Genomic DNA, 21,906 nt, shown 5'->3' with positions numbered 1-21,906 from the left:
TATTTTGCTCCTTTTTTACTCGTATAAGGTCTTCCATCGTTCAAGCTTCTGCCTCATGATATCCCGATAAGCTTTAGGCTCGAGAATTTCCGCTTCCGGACCATATTGACTTAACCAATTCATAAATTCACGTTCATGATTCACCGTTACTTCAAAAAGTAGACTTCCATCCTTCTGAGGCGTCAATTTCGGCTTCACAAAGAGCTCTTCTTCCTTTATATAACGAGCGATATTCTCATGGAATTTGACTTTAAAACGAATTTGGTCTGCACCTCGCTCAATGGACCACGTGTTCTTCATATAGCCTTTCAAATTAAAATCACCTTTATCAAAGGTATCACTTAGCAGCTTCACATCACGAAACCGACTGATCCGAAATGTTCGAATATCACCAGCAGAATGACAATAACCAATTAAGTAAAAGCGATGGTCTCGAGGAATTAAATAATAGGGATCAATGTCTCTATGAGACTCCTCATTGCGGCTTTGCGTGTAATACACCGTTCTTATCGTTTGCTGAGATAACATGGCTTGAATGATATCGTAAAGTACGGAAGCGCTTCCATCTTCCTCGCGATAGGCGGGTGTCCCCATTTGGATCACATCCGTCACATGCTGCAGAATATCGACTCGCTTCGATTTCGATTTCTTATGAACGCCCATGACCTTTTCCAAAGCAGAGTCAAAGCCTTCCGGCAATAATGATTTCATTTGTTCCAGTACAGATGGCAACATCGAGAATGACAAGGCTTCTTGCTCCGTCCAATCCAAGGGATACATAGAGAAATTGCTGATAAACGCATAGCCTTTCCCGTGCCCATGATTCGAAATTGGGATATTCATAGCATGCAGTGCTAAGATATCGCGATATATGGTTCTTTCTGTTGTCTCGCAGCGATCCGCTAACTCCCTTGCCAATATGCCCGGTTTGGATTGTATCAAATTAATCATTCGCATTAGCCGAATTAAAAGCTCTTTCACGTCGATTTCTCTCCTCTAAGGTGCTACTGATCTAATTACTAGATATAGTAAATTCGACCTATGGTTAGGGGAGTCCTTCCTATTTCTTTCTTTTCATTTGCCTGTACTTCTGTTCATGAAGTGTCTTTCTTGTTTTGCTTGAAAAAGTGAAATTCTCTAAATGGCTATACAGCAATTGTGCTTCCTCTCGTAGCTCTGCGTCCTCCGAGTTAACTGCGGCCACCAACATCTCATCAGCTTGCTGCTGAAGAAGCATTTTACCCGTTTCCTCATCACCCTGGTCAAAAGCGATTATCGCATGCTCAATGACAATCGCAGATTCGGTAATTTTCACTTGTTTCTCAACATGCGGGTTAGACGAATGCGCGATCAAATTAAGATCATTCGTGAATTGAGATTCCACCATGTGTTGAAGGGAAATCATCTTAGCCCCCTCTGTTACATCAACAAAATCCCATTGAAGATCAACCATTTTATGAGTCCCCACTGTGTGTGGAAAGAACGTAAATTCTATTAAGATAGACTTCACTTCTTGATCAAATACATCCCCTAATGACAGCTTCAATCCCCCTTTCACATCCACAGCCTTATAGCCGAATATGTTGGTAATCTGTGTTGTATCCGTAGGTTTAATCGTTAACTGTACATTCTGTGCTACGACCGAGGATAGACCATCTAGTTCCTTCGAAAAAATCACAGGAATATCTTCCGGGTGCTCAATAAAATAGAAGTTACCACCGCCTTGGTCAGCTATGCCCTCCATCAGTTCTTCATCAAAACCATCCCCGACACCCATCGTTGTGACGCCGATTCCCATGCTATGGAATTCCTTCGCAATGGCTTGCAGCTTCGCAGGATCCGTGATTCCTGCATTTGCATGCCCGTCTAACAATAACAGAACCCTGTTAACGGTGCCTTCCGATTTCCCTTGCACCACATATTGAATCCCTTGCAGCAGACCCCCGCTTAAATTCGTCGAGCCACCCGTTCGGATGCTATTTATCTGTTGTTTCAATAAATCTTTGTGTTGAACAGGCTGTGGTGCAAATACCGTATCGACTTCATTATCAAAAGCCACAATGCTAAGTTGATCCTCTTGACTCATTTGATCTACGACGAATTGGCAAGCTTTCTTGCTAAATTCAAGCGGCGCCCCCGACATGGATCCACTGCGATCCATGACAAGCGATACATTCATCGGCGCCCGCTCCGATTGAATACCAGCATTTCCTTTCATTTCGAGTAGCAAGAATGCTTTCTCCGTTCCTCCTATTGGCCAAAACTGGTTATTCCAAGCGTGCGTGATTTGAATGGGTGCGTTCATGTTTATCGTCCTCTCTTGTCTGCATCTGAAGATAGTGTAGCAAACAAGTTGGTCAACTAGGTGTCAGAGAATATTTGTTCGGGTGGTATCCATTTTGGGTATAAAAAAACCGGTCGAGAGCGCATCTCGCCGGTTTATTGTTCTAATTATTCCAGGCTAAACAGCCTGTTCATAGGCACTTGCAAATCTTTAAATGCGATGGATTGGATCGTTTCCTGCTCCGTATACAGATGACGTACCTGGTAGCTACCATCCTGCAGCGAATACACGTGAACCGTTCGGTTTCCTGGATCGACAATCCAATACTCCTGAACTCCATATTTCTGATATAAATTAAACTTCTCATTAAAGTCTTTCAATGCGGTGGAAGGGGATAGCACTTCAATGATTACCATTGGAGCACCCTGACAGCCATTTTTTAAGATCTGATCCCTCGAGCAAACAACCGAGAGGTCAGGCTGTGTGACATGGTCGGGCGACTCATACTCTTCACTTTCGCTAAAAAACACATCAAATGGAGCCACGAACACAAAGCAACTCCGATTCTGAAAGAATGTCCGCAGGGCGAAATGAAGTTCTCCTACAATAAATTGATGCAATGAGGTCGGCGCTGGCGACATATTGTAGGCTTTGCCATCAATTAACTCCCATGCTCCGTCCCATGTCAACCAATCTTGATAGGTGTGGATATTCTTCTCATCCATAAGCCTACTCCCACTTAAACGTAAACGTAGCAACAATGAAAGACACAACCAGCCAAATGGCCAGCATTAGCCCTTCTTGCCAGAGCTCTCCGATCCCGGCTCCTACGTTCATGATCTGCCGAAGGGCGGTGCTGAGCTGCGTAATCGGGATCGATTTCACGATCGGCTGCAAGAACTCCGGCATGCTGGAAACGGAGAAGAACACGCCGCCCAAGAACATAAGCGGGAACGAGATCAGTCCCGAAATCGGCCCGGCGCTCTCCGGGGTTTTGGCCACACCGGCGATGATGAAACCGATGGACATGAACGTCAATGTACCCATGATGATAAACAACAGGAGCAGCGGCCAAGAGCCGTTCACCTGGGTCCCGAAAATCAAGGTCCCTACAAGCAGTACGATCAAGGCTTGAGCCGTGTTCATCACTAGGCGCGCGGTAATCTGCGCGGCGATGAACGTCGAAGCCTTCAGCGGTGTACTTTGCATCCGCCGCAATACACCTCGCTCCCGCCAAGAAGCGATTTGCCCCGAGACGCCATTTAAGTTGTTAGTCATAATCATCATCGCCAGAATACCTGGTACGAGGAAATCAATGTAGCGAAGCTGCAAAGCTTGCACGCCAACGGGCTCTATTTTAACAATCGGGATGTAGTTAGAGATTTGCTTGGAAACACCATCCGCCACCTGTCCAACCGTTTGCAATCCGATCTGCGCACTCTGCTGGTTGGTTTGATCATAGTAAACCTGAAGGAAGCTTGCCTTAGTGCTATCCGCTCCTTTCAGCCCTACCGCTTGCCCGTAATTTTTCTGAATAATCACAACTAGCTTCTGATCGCCATGTTTCAACTGCTCCAGCGACTTATCCATGTCATCAGAGACTTTTAGCTTAAGAATACTATTCGTTTGAAGTGCCTCCACCATGATCTTGGATGCAACACTCTGATCCTGATCAATAACAACGCCATCTATGATGATGTCATTTCCTTTGCCCAGAAAGGAACCGAGCATAATCATGAAGAATAGCGGCATGAATAAGGTGAATACGAGCACTTGTCGATTACGCACAAACAACCGAAGCTGGCTTAACGTTAATTGGATATAGGTGTTCATTCTTCTTTCAAGCTCCTTCCGGTCATGGAAATAAACACATCTTCCAGCGTAGCCGTACGCGTCTGCAAGTCTGCCAATTGCCATCTGCCGCCAGCGCTTTTCTCAATGAGGTCGATTAGCGATTCCTGTAGTTTATCTGTATAGAGGACGAATACGTCCTTCCGCACATCGATTCCCTTTACTTCACGGATATCGCGTAGCTCTTGAAGGATCGATTCCTTGTCCGTATCCTCCAAATCTTGCAAACTGAACTCGATCGCGCTATCCGATTGTAAGCTGCTCACTAGATTACGCGGCGTATCCAATGCAACGACCTTCCCTTGATCCATTAAACAAATACGATCACAGAGCACATGCGCTTCTTCCATATAATGCGTGGACAGCACGATCGTTTTGCCCCGTTCCTTCAGCTTCAGAATAATCTCCCATAATGTTCGTCTCGCTGTCGGATCTAACCCAGTCGTAGGTTCATCCAAGAAAATAACCTTGGGATCGTTGAGCAGCGCAAGACCAATGGCAAGCCTCTGCTTTTGCCCGCCAGACAGATGCTTTACGCGGCCGTTCCTTTTATCAATCAACGTCATATCTTCTAACAGAGGCTGAATCGGAATTGACTTCGGATAGAAGCTGGCATACATTCTCATAATTTCTTCAACCGTTAACAGCTCAAACAGCGATGTCGATTGCAACTGAACGCCAATGACTTCCTTCACCTTGCCTAAATCCTTTTGCGTATCAAATCCAGCTACAATGGCACGTCCGCCATCAGGCTTCCGCAGCCCTTCGATCATTTCCATCGTTGTCGTTTTTCCAGCGCCATTCGGACCGAGTAAGCCGAATACCTCACCTTGATAAACCTGAAAATTAACGCCTCTCACGGCCTGGAAGGATCCATAATTTTTAATTAAACCATCCGCTTCAATAACAATGTGTGAAGACTCCATCACGCTAGCCCCTCCGCTCCCAAATTTTACTTAACTCACCCTATCATACAAAATAAACAGCTACACCGTCCATCAACTCTATCAGACAAACTCCACCGACAGAACTAGTGGAATTCCGACACCGTCAATCGACGAACTTATTGAGAAAGTTATGATAATCTTAATATCTACTTAATAAAACATTCAGAAGGAGATGTGTTGAAGTGAGAATGAATATTTTGTTTAATAAGAAGCCGATTTCTGTTAATTTCGTCGGCACGGATCATAAGTTAATCCCCTCTTTGATCAACGCACTTCGTCATAACAAATTCACCACCATGAATTTAGTTAATTCGTTAGAGCGTGTAGATTTATTTAGTTCGGAAGCGATTTTATATGCCAAAGATGGGAATAAGGCACGTATACCTATTTTTTAACTCATGACATTACATAGATGTTTCATGACCAACGCCTACGAATGGTAGATTCCTTCGTAAGCGTTTTTTTTCGTAGATAAATAGGCATATCAACTCTACTCTTTTCATAGACTAATAGTAAAGAAACCACTACTGCTGGGATGGAGAACTCTATGTATGTTATCAACCTTTTCAAAGCGCATGCTGCTCAGCTACTAATCTATCTTCTCATCATGATCATTAGTTTCGTATGGACCTTAGTCTGGGGTCTTCACACGGCTTCTCAACCGCCTCGGGCAACGAATACCGCGTACAGCATCCAACCTGCAACGAATGGCGTCATGCTTCACGTAATCCAAACGTCACCTGAAAACATAGGGCTCAAAGCAATTAAAGCCAATGTGACCGATCGACAAGACAATGGGATTAACGGCGGATTTTTCTGGCAGGGGCATTTGCTAAGCATCGCAGTGACCAATGATCTGCCTGTCAAGGGGCAACCCGGTGATTACGGCTCGGGCTGGTACAATACGGATCGGAAACGAGGGACGCTAGTGTGGGATGAAATGGCGCATACCTTTACCGTCCAAGTTGTCGAAAATGCAAGTGAGTTAAAGGTGATGGATCGCACGCGTTATTGGGCGCAGGGTGGTGTAAGCATGGGGCTTACGAATCCATTTGGCTGGGCCGAGCAAGCGATCTCGGAAGAAATGCCTGTCATCAACGAGAAGCGCATGCGATCCGGTATCGTCTATGATCGCATGAACAACGTGTATCTCGTTGTAGCGCCAACCCCGTGCACAGGGGAAGAGTTCCGTACAGCGGTACAGGAGCAAGTAGGGGAGAATCAGCTGGTCGATGGGCTTTTTCTTGACGGAGATGGTTCCTCACAGCTGAAGGTCGCGAATTTCTTACTGCCAGGTGATCACCGCGAGGTGTATCAAATGATTGCATTGTTGAAATAGGCGGAGGGAGGAAATCTCTTCCCACGCATATAAAAGAGGAAACCCCATGAAAGTTGGCGTTTCCTCTTTAGGTTTTTATGAAAAACGATCTAGAACGTCACGTTATCCGGATCGGGCCCGATACGCTGATTCTTATTCATCGAATCGATCAAAGCCATATCCTCAGCGCTCAACTCAAAATCAAAAATATCCGCGTTCTCACGTATTCGATGCTCAGTCACGGACTTCGGAATCGTCACGACGCCATGCTGTATGTCCCAACGCAGCACAATTTGTGCAGCCGATTTCCCGTATTTCGCAGCAAGCTGCGCCAATTCAGGTTGATTCAGCTTCCCCTGCATAAGCGGGCTCCATGCTTCTAATTGAATGCCCCGTTCACGCGTAAACGTGAGCAACTCCTTTTGCGAAAGCTCCGGATGATACTCCACTTGATTGACCGCAGGAACAACACCGGTATCTTCGATCACGTGCTCTAAATGAGAGATTTGGAAATTGCTAACGCCAATTGCACGAACGTGCCCCTCTTTGTAGAGGTGGACCAGCGCTTTCCAAGTTTCCCGATACGTCGCGGACACGGCCCAATGTACCAAATAAAGATCAATCGTTTCCAGCCCAAGCCGCTTGCGGCTTGCTTCAAACGCTTGGAGCGTAGACTCGTAGCCTTGATCCGCGTTCCACACCTTCGTGGTTACGAAAATGTCCTCACGCGGCACGCCGCTTTCGCGCAGACCTTGACCAACGCCTTCCTCATTGCGATATACCGCAGCTGTATCAATACTTCGATAGCCTAATTGCAAAGCGGCTTGAACTGCTCCAATAACCTCTTGTCCTTCTTTACTTTTATAAACTCCCAGACCCAGCCATGGCATATGTACACCATTGTTGAGCGTAACTCCAGTTGTAAATGCTTGATTCGCTTGCGTAGACATTGCTAACAACCTCCATCGGAATAAGATTAGAATGAGCGCATCTATACCGTGTAGCTCACATTAATCATACCACTGAAGTCGGATATTCCAAAATCTACGAAAGCAGGAGGTAGGAGAAAGGAAGCGGAACTGGCTAAAAATCTAAAGACTGGATCTGCTTAATTTTGATGCGCATGAATTAAATCCATTTTCAATTGCCACAAGGCTGCGCTCAAATTGACACGATACACCTCGGGATTCAGCATCCTCAGATATTGCGGCCAAACCGTTTGCATTTGCTCTGCATGGTAGTCACGAATCGCATCCAAGCTAGGAAGCTCATAGACCAACTTGCCGCCCTCGAAAATCGGTTTCAAAAGCGGAATCGCCTCATAATTCTCGATATATTTGAACAGATACGGATGGATCGGGTCAAATAGCTTAATCCGCTTCCCTTGACGAATATCCACTTCGTCCTGCAAAGCCAAATAGTCGGCTTCCGCTTTCCCCGTCGCTCGGTTCATAATCCGGTAGGCTTCCTTGAAGCCTGGATTCGACACCTTCTCCCGGTTGCCCGAAATCTTAATGACCGGCACGAACGCGCCGTCCTTCTCCCGGGCAACAAGCTTATACACCCCGCCCAGCGCAGGCTGGTCGGCCGCTGTAATCAGCTGGGTGCCAATGCCCCAGCTGTCGATCTTAGCCCCTTGGGCTTTCAGCCCGGCGATGATGTGCTCATCCAAGTCATTGGATGCCACAATCTTCACCTCCGGAAAGCCCGCCTCATCCAGCATGCGCCGCGCCTGCTGGGATAAATACGCCAAATCGCCGCTGTCGAGGCGAATGGCGTTCAAGCGCTTGCCGCGGCTCGCGAGCTGCCGCGCCGTAGCAATGGCGTTCGGCACACCGCTGCGCAGCGTGTCGTAGGTGTCTACGAGCAGCGTCACCTGCTCGGGCAGGGCCTCGGCATACGCACGGAAGGCTTCCGCTTCCGTGTCGTGGGCCTGCACCCATGCGTGAGCATGCGTGCCCTTCGTCGGGATGCCGAACAGCATCCCGGCTCGCAGGTTTGATGTCGCGTGGAACCCCGCGATATAGGCCGCTCTTGCGCCCCAGATGGCGGCGTCAGCCTCCTGGGCGCGGCGTGTGCCGAACTCCAGCAGCACATCGTGAGGAGCAACGCCTTTCATGCGTGAAGCTTTCGTCGCAATAAGCGTCTGGAAGTTCACGAAGTTGAGAATCGCCGTCTCAACGAGCTGCGCCTCAAAAATGCTGCCGATTACGCGAACAAGCGGCATATTCGGGAACACAAGCGTCCCCTCAGGTATGGCTTGAATATCGCCTTTGAATGTAAACGCACGAAGCGCATCGAGGAATTCCTCCTTGTAGCTCTCCTCTTGCATGCGCAAATAGGCGATCTCTTCCTCGCCGAAATGCAGGTTCTGTATATAATGAACCACCCTCTCCAAACCCGCGAAGACCGCATAACCCCCATCAAAAGGCAGCTTGCGGAAATACACCTCGAACACAGCTCTCTCCGTATGCGTCCCCTGCAGCCAGTGGGCGTACATCATGTTAATTTGATATTTATCGGTGTGCAGCGTTAAGTTATTCATCGTATTCATCCTCCACTAGCCCATCAGCTCATCCCATCCAATGGTGCATTTCTTTGTTAATTTTTCCAATCCCGAACAACCTTAGCCCCTAGCGTATGTTCAAAATGCCTCAAAGCCCACGCATGACCTTGCGCATCAAAGCTAGCAACCGCATCCTCATGAATGGTGAGGGAGAAACCTTTATTATACGCGTCAACTGCCGTATGTAAGACACATATATCTGTACACACGCCCGCTAAATGAATCTTCTGAATACCTCTAGCTCTGAGCTGCAATTCAAGATCCGTCCCGCAAAAAGCACTGTATCTCTTTTTATCCATCCAATAAATGGCATCCTTGTGCTCTTCATGGACCTTTCGTAGGCGACCATAGAGATCTCTGCCATCCGTATCACGTATATTGTGAGGTGGGAACAAAGTCGTCTCCGGATGGTAAGGATCCCCTTCCTCATGTAAATCAACAGCCATCACGACAAAGTCCCTCTCGGTAAGAAAGTTTTCGCTTAGCTCACACAACCGAGCTTCAATCGCGATAGCTGGATCCCCACAGGGCAGCTTTCCCACTACGAAATCCACCGTATAATCAATAAGAACGAGGGCTTTCATGTACATCACTCCTTATATTGTATAACTAATATTATTATAATGACTTTATCGATAGTTAAAAAGAAAAGCCTAACTGTAAATTGACAGCTGAGGCACATGATCGGCAATCCGATGCGTCCATTTAATATTATCAGTTCAATAAACTCATTATGACATAATTGAATTCATTTTTCAACAGGCATTTACTGAAATTATTGCTCGTCAGGATACAAATTGGCGTAATTCATGAGTATGGTCATAAATCCAAGGGCAACGTATGAGAAAAACACCATAAAAGAGAAATGAAATACATTCGGGAATACGATAAAAAAGGCGCCGGTGGCGACACAAACCCAGTTCTGCCACATATGCTTCCCTGTTTTCCCTAAAGCTAGCATAGAACTTACGAATTGTAGACTTCCGAACAGTGCACAGGTCAAAAGCGCATTGGTGTCATCTCCAAATCCAAACACCCAAGGCGTTAACAGAAACCAGAGACCCAGGAGCGCTGACAAACAATTTTTGAGATACATACCGATCACACCTCCTAAATGCGGGATGTTATAGTATATGCAAACGCTTACAGTAAAGTGTTACTTTATGGGATCCCCTAGACCGCTGCGGGTATGCAGCACAATAAGGCCCATTTCGGGCCTTATTGGTGCTCATGCGCCTCGGAGGCACTCCTTTAACGCCCAAAAAGGGCGTTAAAGCTCGGGATCACGCCACACACTGCCAATGTGCAGCACTATTAGGCCCTTTTCGGGCCTTATTGGTGCGCACGCCCCTCGGGGGCACTCCTTTAACGCCCAAAAAGGGCGTTAAAGCTCGGGATCCCGCCACACACTGCCAATGTGCAGCACTTTAAGGCCCTTTTCGGGCCTTATTGGTGCTCATGCGCCTTGGAGGCACTCCTTTAACGCCCAAAAAGGGCGTTAAAGCTCGGGATCCCGCCACACACTGCCAGTGTGCAGCACTTTAAGGCCCTTTTCGGGCCTTATTGGTGCGCACGCGCCTCGGAGGCACGCCTTTAACGCCCAAAAAGGGCGTTAAAGCTCGGGATCCCGCCACACACTGCCAGTGTGCAGCACTTTAAGGCCCTTTTCGGGCCTTATTGGTGCTCATGCGCCTCGGAGGCACGCCTTTAACGCCCAAAAAGGGCGTTAAAGCTCGGGATCCCGCCACACACTGCCAATGTGCAGCACTTTAAGGCCCTTTTCGGGCCTTATTGGTGCGCATGCGCCTCGGGGGCACTCCTTTAACGCCCAAAAAGGGCGTTAAAGCTCGGGATCCCGCCACACACTGCCAATGTGCAGCACTTTAAGGCCCTTTTCGGGCCTTATTGGTGCGCACGCGCCTCGAGGGTACTCCTTTAACGCCCAAAAAGGGCGTTAAAGCTCGGGATCCCGCCACACACTGCCAATGTGCAGCACTTTAAGACCCTTTTTCGACTATCCCCCCAATTGCCACTACCGCTTCGTTCGAACTATTCGAACATAAAAAAGTTGGCTAGTCTAGTGACCAACCAACCGTCCTTAATTCATTTTTCACTTATTCACTCTCTTTACTTCTTACTGTTCGATATGAAGACCTGTCGAAACCGTAGTCACATCGGCTTTAAGAATTTCAGATACAAATTTAACAGGTACATAAAGGGAATCGTTCAGGATGACTGGAGCCGCTCCAAGCGCAACTGGCGCCATTTTGGCAAAGAAATAGCTGTCTTTCCCCACGCTCACACTCGTCCACTGCGCACTCTTGGTCAACTCAGCAGCGTACGTATCTTGATTCCATTTCACCGTGTAGCCAAGTCCTTCGGCTACTTTACGGAAAGGAACGAGTGAGACTCCGTCCGCATTAAGAACAACGTCGCTTGTTACCAGGTCCACTTTCACTTTATCTGCACCAGGCAGCGGAACAGGATTTGGCTTAATTGTCATATTTTCAGGCAAGCTGAAATGGAATTTCGGGCTTCCTGATGAACCGGGAGCGATCGAATATTTCGGAAACACCACGACGGCTTCCCCTTTTTCAACATAAAAGCCTTGCTCTGAACTAATTCCTTTAAATTGATCTTTAAAGAATTTTTCAGGCGTCTCGGAAATTTTGGCACTCACACCTGCATCGATCGTCGCCTTGTAGTCCGCACCTAGTAAATCTTGGAGAGTGACACGCTGAGCCTGAGCTGCATTCAAGACGTTGTACGTATCTACTCTTGGCATGCCCGTACCGCCTGTTGATCCATAGGTTGTAACCTCAAGCGATACAACGCCTGCCGGGTTTCCTGTGCCATCGGATTTCAGTTCATACAGGATCGTAAGCTCGTAAGGACGATACGTATAGTCATGCTCTTTGGCTGAAGCTGCAGCCTCTGTAGCATCTTTTTCCCAATCCACTAAATCTTTGTTGGCATGCGAAAGTAGAATGTCATTCAGCTCATCCTGATATCTCGTATCCTGCATACCTGTCAGCTGCGGCACCTTGATGTTTGTTTTTAAATCTGCATTCTTCGAAGTCAGCACGACGTCCTTAATGACAACTGGCACTGATGATGTAGGTGCAGATATAGCCACTACGGTATCTGCTGAAGCCACGTTAGCTACTGGCAATACGGAGGCACTCACACCTACAAGCATCGCACAACCAACAACACCGATTTTCAACATGTTCCATGGATTTTTTTTCATTTCTAATTCGCTCCTTCTAAGTTATCAAGTTTTTTCTCTCTTGTTCTAACCTTCACGATAACTAGACGAACCAGCTTTCGAAAAAGTCTGACCGACACCATTTTATTTTAAGAAAGGCGGAATGTACCCACCACTAGACTTAGATCTGTGGCAATGCCGGCTAGACTTTTGGCTGATGCCGTAATTTCTTCGGCAGATGCCAGCTGTTCTTCGGTCACTGCTGCGACGGACTGCGCTGTGCCTGAGGTTTGCTGTGCAACGAAGCCTACTTGGGCTACTGTAGCCGCCACTTCTTCCGAGCTTGCTGCCATCTGTTGCGCTGCCGCCGCCGTTTCTTGAATCTTGCTCGCTACTTCTTGCGAAGCTTGTACGATTTGACCGAACGCTTTCTCCGCAATGCTTACCTCAAATAATGAAATTAACCAAACCGTTGCGCGTTCTCTTTTGGAGAGCATGATGAACTGTCGCATCCAATTGGCTGGTAACGGTTTCGAAGCTTTGAACGATTTGGCAAATCATACGTATGATTTGCTCCTAATGGATATCCACTTGCCTGAGTTGGATGGAATTGAAACGACCAAGCGCATTCGTCTTGAGCCAGAATGGGCACACATCCCCATCATCGCGATAACAGCGGATTCGACGCTAGATAATCGATTGGCTTGCATCGAGGTTGGTATGAGTGAAATGATTTCCAAGCCCATCATTCCCGAAAAGCTGCTAGCTGCCATTGAAGCCACGCTCCATTTGCACGTGGAAGATCAGACAGTGCTTGGACTCGATATCGCGGAAGCACTCAACCGCATGGGCGGCAAAACGGAGATTTATCGCGAGATGCTCCGCAAATTCCAGACCCAAACTATACCACTTGTGTCGGAATTGAAGGCTGACATCGACGCAGGGAACCTCGAGAAAGCTTTGCACTTATTGCATGGCATACGCGGTTCTTCTAGCAACCTTTCAGCCAATCGTGTTTTTGCCGCGGCAAGCGTATTAGAGGATTATGTGAAAGAGCAAGAGGCGTTGCAAGAAGCGGAAAGAGATCTCTCTGGTGTGGTGCTTTTGCTTCAAAAGTTAGAGCATGAGCTGCAGGCCGTTTATCAATCGATCCAAAAATTGCTACTAGATTGAAAAAAACATGAATTTATGTCACTATATGCGTATACGCCATCTGAATGGCGTGTGTCATTTTATACGTATAGGTGGTTAATTGTTATGACTGAACATGGCGCTTCTTACCGCATCTTGTTGTATTATAAATTTGTCGCTGTTGCTGATCACGAAGCATTGGCGCGCGAACATCTGGCTTATTGCAAAAAGCTTGGTGTTAAAGGACGCATTCTGATTGCTCCTGAGGGCATTAACGGCACCCTTTCTGGGACCGTAGAGCAAACGGAAGCCTACATGGCGATGATGAACCTCATGCCATTGTTTACAGATATGGTTTACAAAATTGATGAGCATGAAGGGCATGCCTTCAAGAAGCTTTTTGTTCGTCCGAAAAAGGAGCTCGTCACCTTCCGTCTGGAAGAAGATGTGAATCCGAATGAGCTAACTGGGACGCATTTGAAGCCTAAAGAATTCTACGAGAAGCTCAAAAATGAAGATGTCATCGTGCTCGATGGCCGTAATCACTATGAGTATGATATCGGGCATTTCCGTGGCGCCATTCGTCCTGAGGTCGAGACAACCAAGGAATTCCCTGAGTGGATTCGCAACAATCTACAGGATTTTAAGGACAAACCTATCCTCACCTATTGTACAGGCGGCATCCGTTGTGAGAAGCTATCTGGCTTCCTGATCAACGAAGGCTTCAAAGAGGTGTATCAGCTGGACGGCGGTATCGTCACTTATGGCAAAGATGAAGACGTACAAGGTCGACTTTTTGATGGGAAATGTTACGTGTTCGATGAGCGCATCTCCGTACCGATTAACCGCACCGATGAAGATATCGTTGTAGGCAAATGCTACCATTGCGGAACCGCAGAGGATCGCTATATTAACTGCGCCAACGATCTGTGCCACTTGAAGCATATTTGCTGCGAGGCTTGTGAAGATGAGCATGACAGCTTCTGTTCCAAAGAATGTGAAGAGAAAACATTGAGCACGTTGGAGGCTTAGTGGGGCTGCTAGAAAAGGCGTCAAGCTAGGCGCCTCTCCAGTCATTGCTCAAACCAAGCTGCTTTCTCTCAATTCGGGGACCGATTTGAGAATATACGGAAAAATTCAGTTAATTTTACCTTTTTCGCGTTAAGCGATTAGCTCGGGTTGAGTTAATCGAAATAATCGACTAACTCGAGCGAAGAAGTAGAGAAATGGCTGAAAAAAAGGACCTTCCCAAGTCGATTGACTTCGGAAGGTCCTTTTTTCCCCAGGCGTATTTCGGACAACATAATCTACTTTAACTACTTTAACTACTCTACTCTTGCTACTCTTTCTACTCTTGTTTTCTTCTAGCTACTACAGCTACTCCAGCTACCTTCCCACCACAACCTGTTCTCAGCTACCTCGCACTCCTCTCTACCCACGCTACTCCGCAATCTGTTCCATGATCCGATCAATTAACGGGTAGACAAGCTCCTCTTCCAACGTGAAGTGCTTCAGTAGGATCAGGCAGGCGGTCAGCAGCTCAGAGGCCATCACATGAACAAAGTCCATGTCGATCGGCACGCTCATGGCATTGACACCATTGACGTATGACTGTACGACTTTTTTGGCCAAATCATGATCCTGCTCCAACACATGCATGGACCGCGATACCGAGATGGCCATCGTCGGATGTAAATAAGTTTGCAGACTCGGGAATAAGACTTGCTCCTCCCACTCCGAATGCTGCTCCAACTCCTCCACCAGGGATAGTATGCCGTCCTGAAGCTCGATCAGACGACACATGCCAATTGAGCAATCTTCAAGGGCGTACAAAGCTGCAGCTAGTGTTCGAATGTCGGAGAGCTGCTCACGCATTTGCACATGCTCCTCCTTCAAACGCTGGGCTAGCATTCTAAATTCACTAGGATTCACATTATTTGCCCGATTCGTTTGAATGCTCAAACGGTCACTCATTCGACATCCTCCTCAAAGTTTCTTTAGAAACGCTCTACGTAAGCATCAACTTAGCGTTTTCGCGAGAAAACTTGCTTCGTATGTAAATTAAACCCCATACCGCATTATCATTGTATGCGGCATGGGGCTGTTAACATGCGAACGAATGTCTAATAATAACCTTTAGAGGTTGTTCAAAAAGTCCAATTTTGATCACGAAGTAGTTCATGAAGCTTATTCGACATCGAATATTGAATTCAGCCGGAAATTCCGGTGCTCACGTAGCTTCCACTACGCTCCGCTCCTCATTTCCTAGCTTCTTTCAATCTTCTCGGTGCTGAAAACCAGACTTTTTGAACACGTACTTTTAACGAATACGGCTCTCCGTCAAATGGAACTGATTCACAAGCAGGAGCATGGACTCTGTAATCGCACCTACATCGCCAGTCGTTTGACGTACATGATGCATGTCCTGCAGAAGATCCTTCACCGTGAGCTCAACCTCCGCCGAGATTTGACGGTTCTCTTTGCTGACCGCTGCAATCTTCTCCATTAACGCCACCACTTCCTCCACAACCTGGGTTTTCATGGTGTCGTGTGCATTCGCATTGCTGAGAATCTCGGAAGCCGCAGCAACAATCTGCGTCCCTTCCAGAACGACCTTCGTTCCTTCCTCCATGGAGACAAAAGCTTCGTTCGCATGCCTTTCAATGTGCTCGATCGTCTCATTAATTTCCGTGGTTGATTTCTTGGTTAAATCAGCCAATTTCCGAATCTCGCCAGCAACGACCGCGAAGCCTTTGCCATGCTCACCTACACGCGCAGCCTCAATAGAAGCATTCAAGGAAAGTAGATTCGTCTGCGCGGAAATTTCTTCAATCACTTTAAGCAGCTTTGGAATTTCTTGCGTCGTTTGTAGGAATGTTTGAATTGTCTGATTCGTTTCCTCGACCTTCGCCGAGATATCCGTCATTTTTTGACCGATCCGTTCAACTTCGTCCTGTGCGACTGCAATTTGCCCAGAAGCCTTCTGTTCCAATTCGCGTAATGTTCCGCTCATATATTGAGTAACATCCTTCGCGACATCAATATCCTTCAGCTGACCACGCAGCGAGCGAATCATATCATGGATTTTCGTACTCATCCGTCCCGTCGATTGCTCCGTAGACCCAGTCGAGTCATTCATCCGTTCTTGACTAACCTGCACCTCAGCAGCCGCTTGCTTCACTTGCAACATAATGCCTTCCAAGGAATCGATCATATTATTGATCCATTTGGCCAAATCTCGCGTCTCATCACCTGCAAAATCGTCAACCTTCAGACGCTGTGTTAAATCCCCTTTTCCCTCTGCGTTAATCCGGATAAATTTATTAATTTCAGCGAGTTGTTTCACAATCGGCTTACTTCCTTTACGCCTAATCAAGCTTGCGCCCATTCCACCGAAGAGTAGACTGGCACCTGCCATGATTGAAGCGCCCACACCATCCGAAACTTGTCCATTTAACAACCAGAAGCCTCCAGCTGACAGAAGGATGAAGAGCGCGATAAACCGAATTTGCAGTCTGAACATTTTCCAATCAATAGAACGAATCCGATAGACCTCTTCCAGATCTCCTTCGCACATCATCCCCCACACATCCGGGCAATGAGGCAGCTGGAAGGTCACACCTTTGCCAATAACAGAAATATGTCGATAATCGGAATAACCGGGGTATTCCACGAATAAATTATTTCCCTTAGCAATCGTTCCCGCAACGCCTGGATGCAGTTGTCCCGTTGCAGGATCCGTGAAAATAAGCTCAAGCTCGGTGTGCTCTTTGACACCTACGATACCATAATCCGTTCGAACGCCATCTTTTAAATTGTCCCCATGCGTAAAGGTCAAATCCTCGAACCGGCTTCGCGATAAGGCGGTACCAGGAATGATTTGTTTATTTAACACAGGCTTCGCCATAAATAAATAGTTATCACCAGAATCCGGATACACGTGTCCCGACTCACGCTGAATTAAATCACCCAACACATCGTTCGGCACACGACCGCAGATAGCTCCTTTCCACTTCCCGCCCACCATAATGGGCAAGATAAAGGCGATCGTCATGGCATCATGAAATGGAGAGGTGCTGGATCCAATTTGGAGCGTAAGCGGATCAGAGAAAGGTCCAAATAAGCATTTCACACCTTTTCTCGATTCATCCAACCCTTTCCATAGATCACCACCTGTCACATAGGACCTTCCGACATGAGCCTGATGTGTGGAGTATATGACAGAAGCTTTTTCATTCAATATAAAGACTTCGGAGAAGTCCGCCCCACTCTTCATTGTTGCTGCTAGCAGCCTGCCAACCACAGAGGAGTCCTTCGACAAAATCTCCGTCAACGATTCAGCCAATGTTAATTGTTCAAGCAAACGGTCCAAATTGGACCAATAGGCAAGAGCCCAGCCACGTAAAATTTCCATTCTCGTGTGAGCTATACCCTCAAAAATATGCTCAACATCTTCTTTGATATGACGATTCAGTTTAAATGACCACCATAATGGCAGACCTTTTTTAATTCCCAGCCAGTCAAACATACCCAACACCCCTTTTATCACACTCAATGTGAATTTATTTAACATTCGCTTATTTGACAATTTTATAGTGATTTTCGACGCAAATCAAGCTAAATTACTGGAATATTCATGAAATTTCCGAACATTCACAAAAATTTCACGAGGAATGTCGGTATTTTTACATGTTAGCTATATTGACATAATTTTCTGAAAAATTTACAATAATAAAAACCACAATCTTCCATGCGCACTTATTTTCCTATTCGATAACAAAATTAGAACTAAGATCAGAAAGGAGGCCTGGTTTCTGCTTCGGGCCCGCAGCTTCATGTAGCTTCCGAAAGCATAGTGATGAAACCAGGGAGCTGCGATGTCTAAACCTGAGAATCTGGTCACTACCCCTTATGATCCTCGTCCTTTTTTTGATGAGATGTTTATGAACCAATATTCGGTTCGCCCTCATTATCAAAGCACCTTCCGTCAATTCATGTCGATGAAGACGGGTAACTTAAGCAAGCGCCAAACCGCTACGATGAAACGGATGATGGAAGAAGGCATTACCTTTACTCTCTATAGTCCAGATCAGACTGAGGCGCTAGAGCGCACACTTCCCTTCGATCCTATACCTAGGATTATTCCGCAGGAGGAGTGGATCAAGCTCGAACGAGGGCTTAAGCAGCGCGTAAAGGCACTCAATCTGTTTCTCAAAGATATTTATCATGAGCAGTCCATCCTGAAAGATGGGATTATTCCCAGGAAGATGGTACTTTCGAATTGTTATTTCCGACCTGAAATGATGCGCCTTTCCATTCCTAATGACATCTACATTACGTCTTCTGGCATTGATTTAATTCGAGATGAGCAGGGTGAGTATTTCGTTCTTGAGGATAATCTGCGGTCGCCTTCTGGCTTCTCTTACTTATATAAAAGCAGATCGATTATGACGCACTTATTCCGTGAACTCGTGTTCAGTCATTCCATTCAAGATATTGAGCATAGCTTAAATGTGTTTCTTACTGCGCTTCGCAAGCTCAGTCCTTCCGGTAAGCCAGATCCCGTCATTGGACTATTGACACCAGGTTGCTATAACTCTGCTTATTTCGAGCACACGTTCCTCGCTCAGCAAATGGGGTTAGAGCTAGTCGAGGGACACGATCTGGTCGTCATTGATCATAAAGTGTATATCCGCGGAATCAAAGGACTTCGCCAAATCGATGTGCTCTACCGCCGTATTGATGATGATTTCTTAGATCCGCTCGCTTTCGATCCAAGTTCCATGCTTGGTGTCGCAGGCATTATGAACGCCTATCGGGCGGGAAATATCAATATCGTGAATGCTCCAGGTACGGGTGTAGCCGATGACAAAGCCATCTATGCTTACGTGCCGGATATGATTCGTTACTATTTAAATGAAGAACCCATTCTGAATAATGTGCCAACCTACATTCTTTCGCGGCCTGCTGAGCGAGAGCATGTCCTACAGCATTTGCATGAAATGGTCGTCAAAGAAACCTCCCTTTCAGGAGGCTATGGCATGCTGATCGGACCATCGGCTACTGAAACCGAAATCGCTGATTTCCGCCTCAAAATCTTAGCCAACCCCGATCGTTATATCGCACAACCAACCATACAACTATCTAGAGCACCTGTGATGATAGATGGCCGAATGGCAGCTAGGCACATTGATTTACGAGCTTTTGTGATTGCAGGCGAAGACATTCAAGTGATCCCCGGCGGACTCACGCGTGTTGCTTTGAAAGAAGGCTCACTCATCGTGAATTCTTCGCAAGGCGGGGGATGTAAGGATACGTGGGTCATACGTTAAGTGTGACCTGCAAATCGAATGGAGGCTGGTGGTATGGTGATGATGGGACGAACAGCGGAAGCTTTATTCTGGATCGGTCGATATTCGGAAAGAACAGAGAATCACGCGAGGCTAATCGATGTGTATTATCATATACGTGAGGACATGGAAGATGGTAAACAATCCTGGAGCCGACTCATCGATACGATTGGAGATCGCGCTGTTTTCACCGAACAGTACGGCAGCTTCACCGAGCAGCATGTGCTTCAGTACATTACATTGGATAAAAATAATGCCAACTCACTTCTCGCCTGTACCAATCATGCACGTGCTAATCTACGAAATATTCGGGAAAAGATGCCATCCGAGTTATGGGATATCATGAACGGACTTTATTTATGGTTAAAAGAAAAAGAAGTCCGCGACATCACCAATGATTCGCCTCATCTCTTCTATCGCTTTATCCGAGATACGCTGTCTATGTTTCAAGGCGCCGCAACTTCGGTTATGCCTCGTCAGAACGAATGGCATTTCGTCGAAGCCGGGCGCTATCTAGAACGTGCAGAGAATCTCCTTCGCTTGATTCAATCTCTTTGTTCGGTATATGCCAAGGAGGACTATTCCTCCTATCCGCTCATGCTGGCGGTACTGAAGTCGGTAAGTGGATACGAATCGTATCGAAAAGAATATGCGGATACCGTCAATCTGAACAATATCATCATATTTCTACTGTTAAATGAGACCTTCCCGCGTTCGGTCGCCTTCTCCATTCAGTCGTTGGAGCGCTCGTTTCAGGGGATTCAATTGGATGATCCCGAACTCAACAACGCCGTGCATAAGCTAGCGAAGCTCGCTGGGAAAGTGAAAGCGAATTTGGCCTGCATGGATGAAGATGATATGAAATCAGGCAAATTAGAAATGACATTACAAGCACTTCTAGACTCCTGTAACCTGATGGGCTCCAGGATGTCCAAAGTCTTTTTTCCCTCTCGGGAGGAGGTTATCGCATGAAGAAGTTGGAAATCACGCATATTACACGCTATTCCTACACCGACTCCGCACAGGACAGTGTCAATGAGATTCGGCTCACCCCTTTAACGGACAATCGTCAGTCCTGTTATCACCATGCGATTACTACTGAGCCCGTGTCCGCTTTTTTCTCGTATTCTGATTATTTCCATAACCGCGTACATGCCTTTACAGTGAATAAGCTGCATCGTGAGCTCACAATCAAGATGGTCTCCACCGTCGTCACACATGACAATGATAACAATCCTGTTCCCGTTCCCTCGCCCTATGAGGAAAAAGCTGTGAGATTCGGAGATGACTTCCAAAATGAATATGCCGAATACTTATTACCCACAAGTTATACGGAACTAACGCCGGAATTGAAGGTGTACGCCGACGCCATTTCCGATGATGGAGTAGCTTTATATGATCTACTCCACAACATCTATACCACGATCAATCGCGACTTCACATACGACGCTTATGCAACCTCCGTTGTGACTACCGTTGGCGAAATGTTGAAGCTGCGGCGTGGTGTTTGCCAGGACTACTCTCATTTCATGATTGCCATTTGCCGAGACAAAGGCATTCCAACCAGATACGTGAGCGGTTACCACTTCGTCGGTGATTTGCAAGGAGGCAGTGCAGATTTCACGCAAGCCTCCCACGCTTGGGTAGAGTGTCTCATCCCTGGCGCAGGATGGTTCGGATATGATCCGACGAACAATTGTGAAGTCAATTGGCGCTATATCAAGCTTGGGCATGGACGAGATTACAACGATATCGTACCTGTCAAAGGCGTCTATCGCGGCTCGGGTACACAAGACTTGGAAGTGATTGTGGATGTAAAGCTAGTGGAGTAAACTTGCGGTTACAGGAGCTACAGCGAAAAGAGGGTGTCCCCAGTCATGTATGTGGCGGGGAACCCTCTTTTTTACATCAATAAGAATTTGTTCTTCCGAGTACCGGAAACTTATAATCTTATGTGGCCAAAAATGCGAAAGTGCATCCTTTTGAATCGAAGCAACCCCTTAATCTAAAATGCGTGCGATTATGCAACTATTTCTGGAAGTAAACAACTTTTTGGCAGTTTTTGCTCCAAAAGGTTGTATTTTTGCACTAATTCTACGATTTAGAACCATGCCCTCTCAAAATAAATGTACTTTAGCATCTTTGACCATTGATTTCAGTGTTTCCGTTCAGAGGTAGAGATTGGTGGAGATTGGAACTGAAAATCAATTCATCGTCGGGTACAGTACTTACTTATTGTTCCCTATTTTGG

At 46.6% G+C, this 21,906-nt stretch carries 20 protein-coding genes; 7 read left to right on the top strand and 13 right to left on the bottom strand.

The window, feature by feature from the left end; translation table 11 throughout:
* Nucleotides 1–15: 15 nt before the first annotated feature.
* The 5 genes from AC58PQ_RS04935 to AC58PQ_RS04915 form a co-directional block, all read right to left on the bottom strand.
* Nucleotides 16–981, bottom strand: coding sequence for a helix-turn-helix transcriptional regulator (locus tag AC58PQ_RS04935; RefSeq protein WP_497240857.1), 966 nt, complete (start codon nucleotides 979–981; stop codon nucleotides 16–18).
* A gap of 79 nt (nucleotides 982–1,060) precedes the next feature.
* Nucleotides 1,061–2,305 carry a vWA domain-containing protein gene (locus AC58PQ_RS04930; protein WP_497240856.1) on the bottom strand — a complete coding sequence of 415 codons (1,245 nt, stop codon included), beginning with the start codon at nucleotides 2,303–2,305 and terminating at the stop codon, nucleotides 1,061–1,063.
* Between the two features lie 146 nt (nucleotides 2,306–2,451).
* Complete coding sequence (locus AC58PQ_RS04925; protein ID WP_497240855.1) at nucleotides 2,452–3,009, bottom strand: Uma2 family endonuclease; 558 nt, start codon at nucleotides 3,007–3,009, stop codon at nucleotides 2,452–2,454.
* A gap of 4 nt (nucleotides 3,010–3,013) precedes the next feature.
* Nucleotides 3,014–4,117 (bottom strand): ABC transporter permease, encoded by a 1,104-nt coding sequence (locus tag AC58PQ_RS04920; protein WP_497240854.1) that lies wholly within the window; start codon nucleotides 4,115–4,117, stop codon nucleotides 3,014–3,016.
* On the bottom strand, nucleotides 4,114–5,061 hold the full coding sequence (locus AC58PQ_RS04915) for an ABC transporter ATP-binding protein (RefSeq protein WP_497241291.1): 948 nt from the start codon (nucleotides 5,059–5,061) through the stop codon (nucleotides 4,114–4,116). The genes AC58PQ_RS04920 and AC58PQ_RS04915 overlap by 4 nt, the downstream gene beginning before the upstream one ends.
* 203 nt (nucleotides 5,062–5,264) lie before the next feature.
* On the opposite strand from AC58PQ_RS04915, the gene AC58PQ_RS04910 reads away from it, so the two are divergent.
* Both AC58PQ_RS04910 and AC58PQ_RS04905 read left to right on the top strand, forming a co-directional pair.
* Nucleotides 5,265–5,477, top strand: coding sequence for a hypothetical protein (locus AC58PQ_RS04910; RefSeq protein WP_173111184.1), 213 nt, complete (start codon nucleotides 5,265–5,267; stop codon nucleotides 5,475–5,477).
* Between the two features lie 152 nt (nucleotides 5,478–5,629).
* A complete protein-coding gene (locus tag AC58PQ_RS04905; RefSeq protein WP_497240853.1) occupies nucleotides 5,630–6,421 on the top strand; it encodes a hypothetical protein in 792 nt (263 codons plus the stop codon).
* 89 nt (nucleotides 6,422–6,510) lie between these two features.
* Here AC58PQ_RS04905 and AC58PQ_RS04900 read toward each other — a convergent pair whose 3' ends face one another.
* The 6 genes from AC58PQ_RS04900 to AC58PQ_RS04875 form a co-directional block, all read right to left on the bottom strand.
* Nucleotides 6,511–7,350 (bottom strand): aldo/keto reductase, encoded by an 840-nt coding sequence (locus tag AC58PQ_RS04900; RefSeq protein ID WP_497240852.1) that lies wholly within the window; start codon nucleotides 7,348–7,350, stop codon nucleotides 6,511–6,513.
* A 158-nt stretch (nucleotides 7,351–7,508) separates the two neighbouring features.
* A complete protein-coding gene (locus AC58PQ_RS04895) occupies nucleotides 7,509–8,954 on the bottom strand; it encodes a nicotinate phosphoribosyltransferase (RefSeq protein WP_497240851.1) in 1,446 nt (481 codons plus the stop codon).
* Nucleotides 8,955–9,001: 47 nt separating this feature from the next.
* The gene (locus AC58PQ_RS04890; protein WP_497240850.1) at nucleotides 9,002–9,550 is read right to left on the bottom strand and encodes a cysteine hydrolase family protein; all 549 of its coding nucleotides are present in this window, start codon (nucleotides 9,548–9,550) and stop codon (nucleotides 9,002–9,004) included.
* 191 nt (nucleotides 9,551–9,741) lie between these two features.
* Nucleotides 9,742–10,062, bottom strand: coding sequence for an SPW repeat domain-containing protein (locus AC58PQ_RS04885; protein ID WP_497240849.1), 321 nt, complete (start codon nucleotides 10,060–10,062; stop codon nucleotides 9,742–9,744).
* A 1,038-nt stretch (nucleotides 10,063–11,100) separates the two neighbouring features.
* Nucleotides 11,101–12,216: a stalk domain-containing protein gene (locus AC58PQ_RS04880; protein WP_497240848.1), complete on the bottom strand. Its 1,116-nt coding sequence runs from the start codon at nucleotides 12,214–12,216 to the stop codon at nucleotides 11,101–11,103.
* 107 nt (nucleotides 12,217–12,323) lie between these two features.
* Nucleotides 12,324–12,671 (bottom strand): hypothetical protein, encoded by a 348-nt coding sequence (locus tag AC58PQ_RS04875; protein ID WP_497240847.1) that lies wholly within the window; start codon nucleotides 12,669–12,671, stop codon nucleotides 12,324–12,326.
* On the opposite strand from AC58PQ_RS04875, the gene AC58PQ_RS04870 reads away from it, so the two are divergent.
* Nucleotides 12,670–13,347: a response regulator gene (locus AC58PQ_RS04870; RefSeq protein ID WP_497240846.1), complete on the top strand. Its 678-nt coding sequence runs from the start codon at nucleotides 12,670–12,672 to the stop codon at nucleotides 13,345–13,347. The two genes, AC58PQ_RS04875 and AC58PQ_RS04870, sit on opposite strands and share 2 nt — an antisense overlap.
* An 84-nt stretch (nucleotides 13,348–13,431) precedes the next feature.
* Nucleotides 13,432–14,337: an oxygen-dependent tRNA uridine(34) hydroxylase TrhO gene (gene trhO, locus AC58PQ_RS04865; RefSeq protein WP_497240845.1), complete on the top strand. Its 906-nt coding sequence runs from the start codon at nucleotides 13,432–13,434 to the stop codon at nucleotides 14,335–14,337.
* Between the two features lie 408 nt (nucleotides 14,338–14,745).
* Here the strand turns inward: trhO and AC58PQ_RS04860 are convergent, their stop codons facing one another.
* Nucleotides 14,746–15,279, bottom strand: a complete 534-nt coding sequence (locus AC58PQ_RS04860; RefSeq protein WP_497240844.1) for a hemerythrin domain-containing protein — start codon at nucleotides 15,277–15,279, stop codon at nucleotides 14,746–14,748.
* A 346-nt stretch (nucleotides 15,280–15,625) separates the two neighbouring features.
* Complete coding sequence (locus AC58PQ_RS04855) at nucleotides 15,626–17,833, bottom strand: methyl-accepting chemotaxis protein (protein WP_497240843.1); 2,208 nt, start codon at nucleotides 17,831–17,833, stop codon at nucleotides 15,626–15,628.
* Between the two features lie 349 nt (nucleotides 17,834–18,182).
* On the opposite strand from AC58PQ_RS04855, the gene AC58PQ_RS04850 reads away from it, so the two are divergent.
* The 3 genes from AC58PQ_RS04850 to AC58PQ_RS04840 are packed head-to-tail and all read left to right on the top strand — an operon-like array spanning nucleotide 18,183 to nucleotide 21,487.
* On the top strand, nucleotides 18,183–19,637 hold the full coding sequence (locus AC58PQ_RS04850; protein ID WP_497240842.1) for a circularly permuted type 2 ATP-grasp protein: 1,455 nt from the start codon (nucleotides 18,183–18,185) through the stop codon (nucleotides 19,635–19,637).
* A 33-nt stretch (nucleotides 19,638–19,670) separates the two neighbouring features.
* Nucleotides 19,671–20,627 carry an alpha-E domain-containing protein gene (locus AC58PQ_RS04845; RefSeq protein WP_497240841.1) on the top strand — a complete coding sequence of 319 codons (957 nt, stop codon included), beginning with the start codon at nucleotides 19,671–19,673 and terminating at the stop codon, nucleotides 20,625–20,627.
* Nucleotides 20,624–21,487: a transglutaminase family protein gene (locus AC58PQ_RS04840; protein ID WP_497240840.1), complete on the top strand. Its 864-nt coding sequence runs from the start codon at nucleotides 20,624–20,626 to the stop codon at nucleotides 21,485–21,487. The genes AC58PQ_RS04845 and AC58PQ_RS04840 overlap by 4 nt, the downstream gene beginning before the upstream one ends.
* Nucleotides 21,488–21,906 lie beyond the last annotated feature (419 nt).

The organism is Paenibacillus sp. J22P143 (genome assembly GCF_059692035.1).
This window is presented reverse-complemented; position numbering and strand designations above follow the sequence as displayed.

Bases quoted from the DNA above. Each gene is read 5' to 3' on its own strand.
- AC58PQ_RS04855 (WP_497240843.1), bottom strand. From the start codon at position 17,833: ATGTTTGACTGGCTGGGAATTAAAAAAGGTCTGCCATTATGGTGGTCA.
- trhO (WP_497240845.1), top strand. From the start codon at position 13,432: ATGACTGAACATGGCGCTTCTTACCGCATCTTGTTGTATTATAAATTT.
- AC58PQ_RS04895 (WP_497240851.1), bottom strand. From the start codon at position 8,954: ATGAATACGATGAATAACTTAACGCTGCACACCGATAAATATCAAATT.
- AC58PQ_RS04905 (WP_497240853.1), top strand. From the start codon at position 5,630: ATGTATGTTATCAACCTTTTCAAAGCGCATGCTGCTCAGCTACTAATC.
- AC58PQ_RS04850 (WP_497240842.1), top strand. From the start codon at position 18,183: ATGTCTAAACCTGAGAATCTGGTCACTACCCCTTATGATCCTCGTCCT.
- AC58PQ_RS04920 (WP_497240854.1), bottom strand. From the start codon at position 4,117: ATGAACACCTATATCCAATTAACGTTAAGCCAGCTTCGGTTGTTTGTG.
- AC58PQ_RS04845 (WP_497240841.1), top strand. From the start codon at position 19,671: ATGGTGATGATGGGACGAACAGCGGAAGCTTTATTCTGGATCGGTCGA.
- AC58PQ_RS04930 (WP_497240856.1), bottom strand. From the start codon at position 2,305: ATGAACGCACCCATTCAAATCACGCACGCTTGGAATAACCAGTTTTGG.
- AC58PQ_RS04900 (WP_497240852.1), bottom strand. From the start codon at position 7,350: ATGTCTACGCAAGCGAATCAAGCATTTACAACTGGAGTTACGCTCAAC.
- AC58PQ_RS04880 (WP_497240848.1), bottom strand. From the start codon at position 12,216: ATGAAAAAAAATCCATGGAACATGTTGAAAATCGGTGTTGTTGGTTGT.
- AC58PQ_RS04915 (WP_497241291.1), bottom strand. From the start codon at position 5,061: ATGGAGTCTTCACACATTGTTATTGAAGCGGATGGTTTAATTAAAAAT.
- AC58PQ_RS04890 (WP_497240850.1), bottom strand. From the start codon at position 9,550: ATGAAAGCCCTCGTTCTTATTGATTATACGGTGGATTTCGTAGTGGGA.
- AC58PQ_RS04840 (WP_497240840.1), top strand. From the start codon at position 20,624: ATGAAGAAGTTGGAAATCACGCATATTACACGCTATTCCTACACCGAC.
- AC58PQ_RS04885 (WP_497240849.1), bottom strand. From the start codon at position 10,062: ATGTATCTCAAAAATTGTTTGTCAGCGCTCCTGGGTCTCTGGTTTCTG.
- AC58PQ_RS04875 (WP_497240847.1), bottom strand. From the start codon at position 12,671: ATGCTCTCCAAAAGAGAACGCGCAACGGTTTGGTTAATTTCATTATTT.
- AC58PQ_RS04925 (WP_497240855.1), bottom strand. From the start codon at position 3,009: ATGGATGAGAAGAATATCCACACCTATCAAGATTGGTTGACATGGGAC.
- AC58PQ_RS04860 (WP_497240844.1), bottom strand. From the start codon at position 15,279: ATGAGTGACCGTTTGAGCATTCAAACGAATCGGGCAAATAATGTGAAT.
- AC58PQ_RS04870 (WP_497240846.1), top strand. From the start codon at position 12,670: ATGATGAACTGTCGCATCCAATTGGCTGGTAACGGTTTCGAAGCTTTG.